This window comes from Acinetobacter sp. RW6, from assembly GCF_041956835.1.
Classification (GTDB): Bacteria; Pseudomonadota; Gammaproteobacteria; order Pseudomonadales; family Moraxellaceae; genus Acinetobacter; species Acinetobacter calcoaceticus.
Genome location: NZ_CP167121.1, coordinates 3,031,189 through 3,044,323, shown reverse-complemented (window position 1 = coordinate 3,044,323; position 13,135 = coordinate 3,031,189). Strand labels below are relative to the sequence as shown.

Annotated in this window: 10 protein-coding genes; 3 read left to right on the top strand and 7 right to left on the bottom strand. The window is 40.3% G+C overall.

All coding sequences use genetic code 11. The features are described from left to right. Nucleotides 1–43 precede the first annotated feature (43 nt). Nucleotides 44–1,342, bottom strand: a complete 1,299-nt coding sequence (locus ACB088_RS14410) for a serine hydrolase (RefSeq protein ID WP_075431253.1) — start codon at nt 1,340–1,342, stop codon at nt 44–46. Nucleotides 1,343–1,553: 211 nt separating this feature from the next. Between ACB088_RS14410 and rpsO the strand changes: the two genes are divergently transcribed. The 3 genes from rpsO to ACB088_RS14395 all read left to right on the top strand — a co-directional run bounded on the left by rpsO (nt 1,554) and on the right by ACB088_RS14395 (nt 5,473). Next, entirely contained in the window at nt 1,554–1,823 is a 270-nt protein-coding gene (gene rpsO, locus ACB088_RS14405) for a 30S ribosomal protein S15 (RefSeq protein ID WP_002114951.1), read from the top strand. Between the two features lie 265 nt (nt 1,824–2,088). Then, the gene (pnp, locus tag ACB088_RS14400; RefSeq protein ID WP_170834090.1) at nt 2,089–4,176 is read left to right on the top strand and encodes a polyribonucleotide nucleotidyltransferase; all 2,088 of its coding nucleotides are present in this window, start codon (nt 2,089–2,091) and stop codon (nt 4,174–4,176) included. Between the two features lie 85 nt (nt 4,177–4,261). Beyond that, nucleotides 4,262–5,473, top strand: a complete 1,212-nt coding sequence (locus ACB088_RS14395; protein WP_375037284.1) for a magnesium transporter CorA family protein — start codon at nt 4,262–4,264, stop codon at nt 5,471–5,473. 215 nt (nt 5,474–5,688) lie between these two features. On the opposite strand, the gene ACB088_RS14390 is transcribed toward ACB088_RS14395, so the two are convergent. The 6 genes from ACB088_RS14390 to ACB088_RS14365 form a co-directional block, all read right to left on the bottom strand. After that, nucleotides 5,689–6,018, bottom strand: a complete 330-nt coding sequence (locus ACB088_RS14390; RefSeq protein WP_003654629.1) for a chaperone modulator CbpM — start codon at nt 6,016–6,018, stop codon at nt 5,689–5,691. A gap of 11 nt (nt 6,019–6,029) precedes the next feature. Then, nucleotides 6,030–6,986 (bottom strand): DnaJ C-terminal domain-containing protein, encoded by a 957-nt coding sequence (locus tag ACB088_RS14385; protein ID WP_375037283.1) that lies wholly within the window; start codon nt 6,984–6,986, stop codon nt 6,030–6,032. Nucleotides 6,987–7,132: 146 nt separating this feature from the next. Next, nucleotides 7,133–7,744, bottom strand: coding sequence for a LysE family translocator (locus ACB088_RS14380; RefSeq protein ID WP_375037282.1), 612 nt, complete (start codon nt 7,742–7,744; stop codon nt 7,133–7,135). A 139-nt stretch (nt 7,745–7,883) separates the two neighbouring features. Continuing rightward, entirely contained in the window at nt 7,884–8,759 is an 876-nt protein-coding gene (locus ACB088_RS14375; RefSeq protein WP_003654635.1) for an Hsp33 family molecular chaperone HslO, read from the bottom strand. 165 nt (nt 8,760–8,924) lie between these two features. Then, on the bottom strand, nt 8,925–10,769 hold the full coding sequence (locus tag ACB088_RS14370; RefSeq protein ID WP_375037281.1) for a monovalent cation:proton antiporter-2 (CPA2) family protein: 1,845 nt from the start codon (nt 10,767–10,769) through the stop codon (nt 8,925–8,927). 76 nt (nt 10,770–10,845) lie between these two features. Then, entirely contained in the window at nt 10,846–13,074 is a 2,229-nt protein-coding gene (locus tag ACB088_RS14365; RefSeq protein ID WP_375037280.1) for a primosomal protein N', read from the bottom strand. Nucleotides 13,075–13,135 lie beyond the last annotated feature (61 nt).

Here is a 13,135-nt window from a genome sequence, read left to right as displayed (position 1 = left end):
CGCAAAAAACCCAAGCAGAAATGCTTGGGTTTTTTATTTGCTTTTACACTAAGTTAGTTTCGTGTGAGTCGCTACCAAACAAAGATCGGCGCTGGTCTCTAGGGATGCGTGGACATTGTGTTGAAATCTGATAAAGCACGTTGGCTAAAGCTGGAAGGTGTGTTCCAACTACAGATTTGCCCGTTGTTAACAGAGACACACTAATATCTCTTTCAGGGTCGGCCCAACATAGAATATTGGAGAACCCTAAATGGCCAAAAGCTTGTCCTGTCATTGGACCAAAAAGACCTACAGGGTTACTACCTAACATTGGTCCTAAAGCATAGCGCATTGGAATTAATAAAGTACGATCAATGTTAACGCCTGTAGTCGGCAGTGTTGCCCTGAAAATCGTTTTCTCACTGAAGATTTGCTGACCGCCATAGCTTCCTCCACTTAAAAGCATTTCAAAGAAACGTCCAGCTTGTTCTGCGCTGGTATAGATGTTTCCGGCTGGGCAAATTGTGTCCATAAAACGATTGTCGTTAGTGACATCAACTGCAAGTTGCAACCCTCCACCTAACACATGGTTCAGGTAGTGGTCGGTACCAAGGCGAGGGTGTAGGCCCGTTGCACAATTTAAAGCAACCTCTGAGCGGTACTCTGGTTTTAAACCATAGTTGAAATAAGGCATTCCCATCGGTTTTTCGATAGTTTGATGCACAAATTCACGTAAATCTTGTCCAGTCACCCGCTCAATCACTTCTCCTAAAATATAACCCGCTGTAACAGCATGATAGGCAAGGTGGTTACCAGCAGGGGATACAGGCTTGGCAGCATATAAACGTTTTAAAATTTGATCTTTATCAAAGAGTAATTCTGGTGTGACATCGCCGTCTATATAGGGAATGCCGCCACGATGTGCTAATAAATGAAAGATAGTCGCACGGCGTTTACCATTTACGCCATATTCCGGAATATAGTAGCTCACAGGATCAAGCAAATTGATTTCGCCTTTTTCATCTAATAGATGAATTAACATGGCGGTGATCATCTTTGATGCTGAAAACAGGCAAACAGGTGTATCTGGAGTCGCAATCAGAGCGTTTTCTTGAAGTCCTGCTGGAGAGTTCCCCTGAGCATATCCAATGCTTCTGTTCAGTAGAACTTTACCTTGTCTGCGTAGACAAAAAGTAATGAGTGGATAATTTCCGGTTTTATATAATGCTTCTACACTGTTCCAGATTTTTTGAATCTGGCGTTCAGTCATTCCACCCTGTTCAGCAGCAACCTCATCTTTACGACGAATAACTTGCTCAATATTGTCCGGTACTGGACAAGTGTTGGTTGAAAAAATTTTCACACGTTCCTCGCGCTTATTTCTTTTTATTCAAGGGTAGTGTGCAGCGTTAATATGCTCATGTCAGTGTCTAAAATGACAAGTTACTGAAAACTATTTTGCAATCCACCTATAGATACCTTAAAATAGGCGACTTGCTGTAGTGATGCACGGCAGTCAGTTGCCTCAACTGATTCATATCGTTTACTTTTTTTAAGCATCTCGGAGAAATCGAATGGCTTTAACTAATGCAGACCGCGCAGAGATCATTGCTAAATTTGCTCGCGCTGAAAATGACACTGGTTCACCAGAAGTACAAGTAGCTCTATTGACTGCTCAAATCAATGATTTACAAGGTCACTTTAAAGCTCACAAACACGACCATCATAGCCGTCGTGGTTTGATTCGTATGGTTAACCAACGTCGTAAATTGCTTGACTATTTAAATGGTAAAGACCACGGTCGTTACACTGCTTTGATCGGTGCTTTAGGTTTACGTCGTTAATTCGATTTTCACTTTGTTTTCGCTATTTCGCATGTCGCAATGCTTTATCGCTGAAAAGAGAGTTTCACTTAATTTTAGATTAAGTGATTTTTAGAAGGGGCGCTTGTGCGCTCCTTCTTTGCGTTTAACTTTTAACATTATTTAAAATTTTTGGCCTAGTGTGATGGCTTCTAAGCTTTGTCATTTATCTACCAATCGGTGTAGTCTGAATGCCAAACCTTAGGGGTCTCACTAGAATAAAATTAGGAAAATACAATACATGTCAATGTTTAATATCGTTCGTAAAGAATTCCAATATGGTCAACACACTGTTGTTTTAGAAACAGGTCGTGTTGCACGTCAAGCAAATACAGTTTTAGTTACAATGGGCGGCGTAACTGTTTTAGTTGCAGTAGTTGCTCAACCTAAAGCAAAAGCGGGTCAAGACTTCTTCCCCTTAACAGTTAACTATCAAGAAAAACAATATGCTGCGGGTCGTATCCCTGGTGGTTATGGTAAACGTGAAGGTCGTCAGTCTGAAGCTGAAACTTTAATTTCACGTCTTATTGACCGTCCAATTCGTCCATTGTTCCCAGAAGGTTTCTATAACGAAATCCAAGTGACAGCGACTGTTGTTTCTTCTGATAAGACTATGGATGCTGACATTGCTGCAATGATCGGTGCTTCAGCTGCAATGTCAATTGCAGCTGTTCCATTCCGTGGTCCAATTGCAGGCGCACGTGTTGGTTTAATCAACGGCGAATACATTCTTAACCCAACCCACGAACAATTGAAAGAAAGTGATCTTGATCTTGTGGTTGCGGGTACTGAATCTGCGGTACTAATGGTTGAATCTGAAGCGAAAGAACTTTCAGAAGACCAAATGTTAGGTGCTGTACTTTTTGGTCATGACGAAATGCAAATTGCTGTTCAAGCAATTAAAGAATTTGCTGCTGCTGCTGGTGCAGTTGAATCAACTTGGGTTGCTCCAAGCAAAAACGAAGCTCTTCTTGAGCAATTAAAAGCAGCTTTCGAAGCTAAAATTTCTGAAGCATATACGATTGCGGTTAAACAAGATCGTTATGCAGCACTTGATGCACTTTATGCAGAAGCTGTAGCTCAGTTCGTTCCTGAAAATGACGAAACTGGTATTGCTGACGAAGTAAACGAATTATTTGAAGACCTTAAATACCGTACAGTACGTGACAACATCTTGTCAGGTAAACCACGTATTGATGGCCGTGATACTAAAACTGTTCGTGGTATCGACGTTCAAGTTGGTGTATTAGACCGTGCTCACGGTTCTGCATTATTTACACGTGGTGAAACTCAAGCGTTGGTAACAACAACTTTGGGTAATACTCGTGATGCACTCATGGTTGATACATTGTCAGGTACTAAAACTGACAATTTCATGTTGCACTACAACTTCCCTGCATATTCTGTAGGTGAAACAGGTCGTGAATCTGGTCCTAAGCGTCGTGAAATTGGTCATGGCCGTTTAGCACGTCGTGGTGTTCAAGCAGTTCTTCCTGCTGCTGACCGCTTCCCATATGTTATTCGTATTGTATCTGACATTACTGAATCTAACGGTTCATCTTCAATGGCTTCTGTATGTGGTGCATCATTATCACTTATGGATGCGGGTGTTCCACTTAAAGCACCAGTTGCTGGTATCGCAATGGGCTTAGTGAAAGAAGGTGAGCGTTTTGCAGTACTTTCTGACATCTTAGGTGACGAAGATCACTTAGGTGATATGGACTTTAAAGTAGCAGGTTCTGCAAACGGTATTACGGCACTTCAAATGGACATCAAGATTGAAGGTATTACTGAAGAAATTATGGAAGCTGCATTAAACCAAGCATTTGCTGGTCGTATGCACATCCTTAACGAAATGAATAAAGTCATTTCACGTGCTCGTCCTGAAATCAGCGCTCATGCACCGACATTTGAAGTCATTAACATCAATCCAGACAAGATCCGTGATGTTATTGGTAAAGGTGGTGCAACGATTCGTGCCATTACTGAAGAAACTAAAGCTGCAATTGATATTGAAGACAATGGTACAGTTCGCGTATTTGGTGAAACTAAAGCTGCTGCTCGTGCTGCGATTGCAAAAATTCAAGCACTTACTGCTGAAGTTGAACCAGGTAAGATCTATGACGGTAAAGTAATCCGTATTGTAGAATTCGGTGCGTTTGTAAACATCATGCCAGGTACTGATGGCCTTCTTCACATTTCGCAAATTTCAAATGAACGTATTGCGAACGTAACTGATGTTCTTAAAGAAGGTCAGGAAGTGAAAGTACAAGTTGCTGATGTTGATAATCGTGGTCGTATTAAATTGACTATGAAAGACATTGAACAAGCATAATTGTTCTAGTGACATGAAAAAGTCCGCTTGATGCGGACTTTTTTTATGGCATGATGCAAGTAATACAAAAACAGATCGTTGTGGTATGCAGGTTTATTACTTTTATCGCCATCAAAGCGACGGCTATGTCTTTTTAAGCCGTGAACAGCATAGTGAACATGTTCTAGAGTTTTTCTGGATTGATAGTCTCAGAACGGATGTGGTCAATCATAATGAAGAATGGCAGCAAGAGATTCAAAAGCTTTCAGGCGTAGTTATTAATGAGTTTCATATGCGGGATATCTCGAATATTGAACATCCTTGTGCATTTGACACGCTTGAAGAATATGACTTACTGATTTTTAAAAAGCTGGTTACGCCTGATGATGAAATTAAACATGCTGAATCGCAAGACAGTGTTTTTGGTTTGGCGACTACACCAATTAGCTTTATTTTGACGCCAGATGTGCTGATTAGTGTGCGTGAGCAGGGAAATAAGTCGATTGAAAATTATGTTCAACGTCTTGATAACATTTTATGTAGAACTTTAGAAGAGCAAAATAAAACCCGTAAATTACCAAATTCACCGATCGATTTATCGTTACGGCTGTTAAACAGTATGATTGATGGCTATCTTGATATCCGCTCGCCATTGACGAGAAGAGTCGAGCATTGGCAACAGCAATTACTTCAGGGTAATCGCCGTTTTAAACAATGGCATCAACTATTTCATGAGAATATGGCATTTCAGCAAGTGGAAAATCTATGCGAGGAGCAAATTGAAAGCTTGCAAGAGTTTAGAGATGAAATCGTAGAAAATTACCACCATGTGATTGGCAAGCATATCCACAATTCACAAGATATTTTACTGGTGCGTTTAAATGATTTGATGAGTCATGTTGAACGTATTCAAAAACATACATTACGATTGCGTAGCGCAATTCAGTCCGCAATTGATCTGCATTTTTCAGCCATTGCGAACCAGACCAATGAAAACATGCGGATTCTTGCCATTATTACCGCCGTTTTTGCACCTCTTACCCTTTTAACGGGGATTTATGGAATGAATTTTGAGTTTATTCCTGGTCTTAAATCGCCAGTTGGTTTCTGGATTATGCTCGGGGTCATGCTGCTTAGTACGATTTTTCTGTTGTACTATTTCTATCGGCAGCATTTGGTGGGGCGAGGTGAACGAAGCGTCATTGATTTATTAGCTCAGCAACACCGTCAAGATCGGATGAATTTATTTTGGTTTTTGGAATATGAACCGATTAAGCAGACTTTGAAGGAAGTGGAGAAGATTACTCGGTTGAAATAATTTTTTATTTTTGCACGACGGAGTCTTCTCATTAATATATCAAATAGTTATAGCTAATTCGTTACTTTGGTTTCGCCCAAAGTAACCAAAGGCATTTGTCATCCTTAGAACCTGTTCACTACCAGCATCTAACTAATTTTATTGCAAAAACAATATTATTTAGATAATGGGCAGGCTAAGGATGACCTTTAGCTCAAGCTATGCTTCAAAAAATCTTAATGAAAATGCTTTAACTCTTTCCTTAATTGCTGTACTTCATCAATCAAATCTAACATCACTGCAACTGCCGCCAAACTTGCATCAAAGTCACGTTGTAGACGATAGGCTTTACGTGCACGAGAGACATCTTCGCCCATAAACTGATGGGTTTCAGGTGCGGTATTGACCGATAAAATATCATATTCAATTAGCTGAATAATCCAGTCGGGACTTTGACCACAAGCTTGAGCGAATTGTTGTAGATCAAATGTGGATTGTTCATCAACGACCTCAGCACTAAAGGTATGGCCGTCATATACAATTTCTCGATAATGAATGGTTGTCATAATCTTGCTCCCTAATGAGATGAACGAGGTTCGAATGAAGCAAAGGCTTCTGCCAGTTGCTGATAGGCTTGTTTTTCTTTTTCAGAATGTGCAGGTGGAAATACAATATTTAAGATTAAGTATAGATGCCCTGGTGTTTTATTAGGTATCCCTTTGTCTTTTAAACGTAGCTGTTGTCCTTGTTTTGCATTGTGAGGTAAATTGACATGCAAAGATCCAGCTGGTGTTTTTACTTCAATACCTTGACCTAACGCTGCTTCCCACGGAGCTACATCTACAGTCAAATATACATCACTGCCTTCGACATGAACGCGGTCTGTATCTTTATACTGGATTTCAATATAGAGATCGCCGTTAGCACCGCCATTGATACCACTTTGTCCTTGTCCACTTAATCGGATTTGCTGACCTTCTTTCATACCTTCTGGTATTTTGACTTGAAGGGTTTTACGTTGAACTTCAGGTTCGCCATAAGCATTCACGGTCGGAATTTGTAGGGTAATTTGTTGCGTTGATCCATGATAGGCAATATCAAGATCGACCTCTATGCTGGCATGTTGATCTTCACCGCGATAACTACGCTGTTGTCTCTGATGTTGCTGTTGACCACCACCAAATCCTGCACCAAAGCGACCAAATAAATCTTCAAAACCGCTAAAGTCTGCTTGTTCACCACCTGTAAAACCTTGGCGATAAAACTGTGCTCCATCAAAACCACCTTGAGCAGCGCCTTGACCAAAGTTATTAAAACCTTGTGGATGATCTAACATCTGATCATATTCAGCTTTTTTTTCTGCATTGCTTAACGTGTCGTAGGCAACATTAATTGCCTGCATCTTTTCTTCGGCATCTTTTTCTTTGCTGATGTCAGGATGATATTTACGAGCTAATTTTCGATAAGCTTTCTTAATTTCATCAGCAGAGGCTTTGCGTGTAACCCCTAATTCTTCATAATAATTTTTAGCCATAATGTTTTATCAGGATGGTGTGGTTTATTTCATTATGAAACGATTTTTAGAGTTTTCAATAAGCTAGATTGTATAAGAGTTGTTCTATTCCAAAATGAAATTGATAGAAAAAGGTATAGGCAAATGAGACCTATACCTTTCATGATTTAGATGAAACTTTGATATAAGCCATACAGGGCAATAAGTAAAAGTAATAAACCGCAAAGTCCTAATATTTTTGGATATAAATGGCTATTAGAAAGACGGCGGAAAAATACATAAACTAGAGATAAAGTTAAGAAGTCTAAAACAATCCATGTCAGCGTGAGTATCGTTAAGCTGAAATCTAGCTGGGGGGTAATAGAAACAAATTGCGGGAAGAATGCTGAGAAGAAAATAATATCTTTCGGGTTGGAGATTCCGACAAAAAAGCCCTTTTTGAAGCCCCCATTTTGTGCCGAAACTGTTTGTATTGCTTCGGGATGAGGTGCCTGAATGACTTCTTTAAGAATAGTGAAACCTAAATATCCAATATATAGACAGCCTAAGATACGGATAATATTGAGATAACTATCGTTAACACTCAGTACTCCCTTTAAAACGAGTACCGAAATAAAAATTAAAATAAGTGAGGCTAAATTGGTCCCAAAAATCGTTTCAAGTGCTTTTCTATATCCACCTTTAAGTCCAGCGCTTGCAACTAAAATCATGACAGGGCCGGGGGTAGCAATCATAATAATGACGCTAAAAATAAATAGAAAATAATCAAAATAATTCATGGAATATAAGTATCTTATTTATCAGGCTATAAAGTAATCTTATATTATCTTATTTAAAATAAGATATTGAAAATGATCATCAAAAAAAATAAGGATAAATAAAAAGGCGGTATATCCGCCTTTTTATAAAGTTTAACTACTAACTCAAATGCTCACCAAATAACGCTAAAGCTTCTTCAGCGGTAAAGGTATATTGCGTGTTACAGAACTGACAATCCATACGAATAGGGTTCTGGTCTTCTAATGTTTCATGAACAGCGTCTACACCAATTTGAATCAGCGCATTTGCACAGCGTTCTTTTGAACATGTACAGCCAAATTTGAGTGCTTCAATTTCTGGTAAACGGACCTCTTCTTCGTTATATAAACGATATAAGATCTCGGTTGCATCTAAATTGGTGAGCTCTTCAGCTTTTAATGTTTCGGTCAACATGGTCAAGCGTGGCCATAAATCTTCATCAACCAGCTTTTGCTCTTCGTCATCATGACGTGGTAAAAGCTGAATGAGTAAACCACCAGAGCGCTTAGCAGTACTCGCTAGCACAATTCGAGTTGGAATTTGTGCAGATAAGTCGTAATACTGCATGAGGCAACCCGCTAAATTTGCCTGATCAAGAGGTACAATACCTTGATAACGCTCGCCAAATTCCGGTTCAATATTGATAAATAAAACGGGATTAACTAAAGCGCCGAGAACTGTGCTGCTGTCTGTTGCTTCAATGAAGCGTGGATCAGTTTCATAATCGGCTAAAGCACGAACTTCACCTAAATGATTACATTCAGCCATTGCCCACTTAAAGGTGCCGCTAGCCTGGATTTGCAAGCTGATACGGCCTTTGATTTTTAGTGTACTTGCAAGTAATGCAGTCGCACTCAACATTTCACCTAGCAGAATTTTAACCGCAGGCATATAGTCACGTTGAGCTAAGATAGTTTGTAGTGCTTCTTCTAGATGAACTACTTCCCCACGAACTGGAAAGTTCTCTATATAAAAGCGTTGGCGTAAATCAGACATAATATTCTCCAGGGCCCTAAGCAGATTATAACAATTTCGTTTTAAGCAAGCTTAGGGAATGCAGCGAAGCCGCAAGTAGGACAAAGGACAGCTTGGTGTCCATTGTCGCAATTATTTAGGCAATGTGAATAAGTCCTTAATATAGTCATTCTTCGAAATCTCAAGTTATTCTAGATGATCTCGTGTAATGTCGATGCGATTTGGCTGTAAATGACGCTTTAAATTCACATCGTGCTTTGACGTAGCCTGTTGTTGAGCATCACTTTCAAATAGATGTTCAAGTTCGGCTAAAGCGTTACGATGCGTCTCAAAGATCTTTTGTTCATCAGTATAAATACTTTGCTGTTGTATGAGCAATTTCTCATCATAATCCCGAAAGATTTCGATATTGTTATAGGCTTGCTCGTCAGAAATCCCGAGTTCGCGTAAGGCACGATAAGCCATTCCTAATGAAGATAAATACGTCTCACGCCAAATATATTCAACACCTACATCTCTTAAAAGATGCACATGATGGCGGTCACGAGCGCGAGCCAATATCCTTAAGTTTGGATAATTTAATCTGAGATGACGTGCTACATTCATAGAGTCTTCAACATCATCAATCGCTAAAATAAATACTTTGGCTTTTTCAATGCCCGCAGAGCGCAGTAAATCTGGTTGGGTCACATCACCATAATAAAGTGATCCACCATATCGTCTGACAAAGTCGACTTGATGAAGATTGTTGTCAATTGCAGTGAACCCTAGATGTTGCAGGCGGGCAATACGCGCAATAATTTGTCCAAATCGACCAAAACCGGCAATGATAATCGGGTTTTCTTGCTGAGGAATTTTATCATACTCAGGCGGGCGTTCTTTATTAAACAGTGGAATGACCTTGTATGCCATAAACCAGTAAATCACTGGTGTGAGTACCATCGACAAAGTCACAATAAGAGTCACAGGTTCTAATAAAGCTTGAGTTAAAATCTTTTCACTTTTAGCTAAGCTTAAAATGACGAAAGCAAACTCACCGCCTTGAGCTAAACAACTTCCTAATAGTAGGCTGTTATTCCAACTGTACTTTTTATAGCGTGCAATGGCGGTCAATATCAGCGTTTTGATGACCAGTAAGCCGATTGCTCCACCAATAATAAGCCAAGGCATTTCAATGAGTAGTGACAGTTGAGTGGTCATACCCACGGTCATAAAGAATAAGCCAAGTAGTAAGCCTTTAAAGGGTGCAATACTGGCTTCAACTTCGTGACGAAATTCGGAATCTGCTAATAATACGCCTGTGAGGAAAGCACCTAATGTGGTGCTAATTCCTAATGTATCCATGAGTAAAACAACAGCAAGAATAATAAATAACCCTACCGCCGTAATGAGTTCAGTTGCTCCACTTTTGGCAACAAAACGGAAAAATGGACGCATCACATAACGACTAAATAGAAATAGGCCAGTGAATGTTGCGATGATAGCCGCAAAATAAGCGATTCCATGATGGGTTGATTCTGTTCCTGCGAGTAATGGAATAATTGCAAGTAACGGAATCGCAGCAATATCTTGAAATAATAAAATTGAGAAAGACTGCTGACCATAGGTCGTGTTGAGTTGCTGTTTTTCAGTCAGAAGCTGTAATACAAAGGCTGTAGAAGACAGTGCCAGCGCAAAACCAATCACAAAACTGACAGCAAGTTGCTGTTGAAATAGGAAGAGTACGATCAGCATAAGAATGCCACCGCTAATAAGAACTTGCAGACTTCCCATTACAAAAATAGAGTCACGCATTTCCCACAAACGCTGTGGTCTTAATTCTAAGCCAATCAGGAACATCAATAAAATGACACCGAATTCGGCAAGTTCCATAATTGCTTCAGGGTCATGAGCAATATTTAAAACACTAGAACCCAGAAGTATTCCTGTAAATAAATAACCTAAAACTGTTGCAATCCCTAGGCGTTTGCCAAGAGGGACTAAAATCAGAGAAGCTCCAAGAAAGATAGTTGCTTGCAGTAGGAATGACATCCATTGCCTCGAATGTATTAGTCTCTTTTAAGTGTAAAACGAAAAAGACGTCTTCACACCATGATATTCAAATCATCTAATTAAATTCTTGCGGATCAACATCAATTGATAGCCTGAGTTGATGCTGCCTTGGTGCATGAACCAATTGAGACCACCACTGTCTTAAGTAAAAATGTAGACGAGCGCGGTCGGCAGATAAAATCACCATGTGTGCACGATAGCGTCCTGCTTTACGTTCCATCGGTGCTGGGATTGGTCCCCAAATATCAACAATCTCACCTGCAACTTGGCGAAGTTGCTCAGCAGCTTCATTTAAAAAATGCAAGGTATAGTCTCGATCTTTCGACTCTGCACGTATGAGTACGGCATAGCGATAAGGCGGTAGCAAAGCAACTTTACGTTCAGCCAATGTTTGTTTGGCAACCGCGCGATAGTCTTTTTCGATGAGTGTGGTTAGGAGTGGGTGATCGGGTCTTAAGGTTTGTAAATAAACATGGCCTTTGTGTTCACCACGGCCTGCACGGCCAGCCACTTGAACAATCAATTGCGCAGTACGTTCTGGTGCACGGATATCGACACTAAGTAACCCTGCATCAATATCTAAAATGGCAACCAAAGTCACATGTGGGAAATGGTGACCTTTTGCCAACATTTGAGTGCCGAGCAAAATTGTTGGTTTGTTTTGATGAATACGATCATAGATTTTTTGCCAGCTTCCGACACGACTGGTACTATCACGATCAACCCGAATTACGTCATGATCAGGAAATAATTCTTGTAAGTGTTCTTCGACCTTAGCTGTTCCTGCACCTAAAGTTTTTAAACTCTTTTGCTGACATTCAGGGCAATGATCCGGTAAGCGATGAATGGTTCCGCAGTGATGGCAATGTAAATAAGAATAAGGTTGGGTGTGCAGAGTAAAATGTGCATCACAATGTGGACAATTGGCTTGCCATCCACAGCTTTCGCAGACCAGTACGGGTGCATAGCCACGACGGTTTAAAAAGATTAAAACCTGTTCTTTTCTCGCTAATGTATGTTTGATTTGTTCAATAAGAGGCTGGCTAATTCCATGCTGTTTTTTGACAATTTTAAGATCAATCAAATGCATTTTAGGCAAAAGTGCATGTCCAGCACGTTTGTTGAGTTGCAGTGAAGTTAACTTGCCAGTTTCGACCAAATAATAACTATCGATACTTGGTGTTGCCGAACCTAAAATAACAGGGCAGCTTTGTAAGTGCCCTCGGTACAGTGCGACATCACGCGCATGGTAACGGAAGCCTTCTTGTTGTTTATAAGACAGGTCATGCTCTTCATCTAAAATGATTAAGCCCAAACGTGGCAGCGGTGTATAGATCGCTGAGCGTGTCCCTAAAATAATAGATGCTTTTCCAGTCTGTGCCTGTTGCCATGCTTGTAAGCGTTTGGAGTCGTTTAAGCCTGAATGTAACAGTGCAATATCACAATTAAAACGAGACTTAAAACGAGAAATGGTTTGAGGGGTTAAACCAATTTCTGGCACCAAAACCAGTACTTGTTTACCTTGCTTTAGCACCTCATGCATGATGTGTAGATAAACTTCGGTTTTACCGCTCCCCGTTAAGCCATCTAGCAAAAATGCTTGGTATTGATGCTGTGCTTTAATAACCTGTTGGGTTGCTTGCTTTTGGTCTTCATTTAGCGTGAGCGGCATTTGTGCCAATTGAACAGGTGTAGGGCTAAAGTCGTGTGGTTCAAGCGTACATTCAACCAAACCTTTCTTTTCTAGCGCTTTAAGTGTTGCAGTTTCTACGCCACTTAAATTGAGAATGTTCTCTGTTGTTCCAGCCGGATGTAACTTTAAAATCTGATAAGCATCTTGTTGCTTTACTGAACGTTTAAGCAGTGCCTCAACATTGTCGCATGGAGTAATTTTCCAGAGATGGAACAAAACGTCCATCGGTTTGCCCTGACGTAGTATAGCCGGAAGGGCGGTTTGCATGACCTCGCCAACTGGAAATTGGTAATATTGTGCGGACCATGTCAATAAACTTAAAACTTGTTCATCTAAAATAGGTTGTTCATCTAAAAGTTCAGAAATGGCTTTAAGCTGAAAGTTGCCTGTAAATGGCTCATGTGGATTCACTTTTTCAGTGATGATACCAATTAGGTTTTGTCGCCCAAATGAAATAGCGACGCGTGAGCCTACTTGAGCCCGTTCATATTGTGCTTCGGTGAGTGTATAGTCAAAAGTGTCGTACAGATGCACAGGTACGGCAACACGCACACGATAAACAACTGAATCAGGCTTTGGCGTTATGGTCATAGAGGCTCATTTCGTCAATTTTAAAAAACGGCATAGCGTCGTGAAGAGGACTTGGGTATTC

What these genes read in the sequence shown, in the direction of transcription:
- rpsO (WP_002114951.1), top strand. Translation starts at nt 1,554, where the DNA reads ATGGCTTTAACTAATGCAGACCGCGCAGAGATCATTGCTAAATTTGCT.
- ACB088_RS14390 (WP_003654629.1), bottom strand. Translation starts at nt 6,018, where the DNA reads ATGACAACCATTCATTATCGAGAAATTGTATATGACGGCCATACCTTT.
- ACB088_RS14365 (WP_375037280.1), bottom strand. Translation starts at nt 13,074, where the DNA reads ATGACCATAACGCCAAAGCCTGATTCAGTTGTTTATCGTGTGCGTGTT.
- ACB088_RS14375 (WP_003654635.1), bottom strand. Translation starts at nt 8,759, where the DNA reads ATGTCTGATTTACGCCAACGCTTTTATATAGAGAACTTTCCAGTTCGT.
- pnp (WP_170834090.1), top strand. Translation starts at nt 2,089, where the DNA reads ATGTTTAATATCGTTCGTAAAGAATTCCAATATGGTCAACACACTGTT.
- ACB088_RS14380 (WP_375037282.1), bottom strand. Translation starts at nt 7,744, where the DNA reads ATGAATTATTTTGATTATTTTCTATTTATTTTTAGCGTCATTATTATG.
- ACB088_RS14395 (WP_375037284.1), top strand. Translation starts at nt 4,262, where the DNA reads ATGCAGGTTTATTACTTTTATCGCCATCAAAGCGACGGCTATGTCTTT.
- ACB088_RS14385 (WP_375037283.1), bottom strand. Translation starts at nt 6,986, where the DNA reads ATGGCTAAAAATTATTATGAAGAATTAGGGGTTACACGCAAAGCCTCT.
- ACB088_RS14370 (WP_375037281.1), bottom strand. Translation starts at nt 10,769, where the DNA reads ATGTCATTCCTACTGCAAGCAACTATCTTTCTTGGAGCTTCTCTGATT.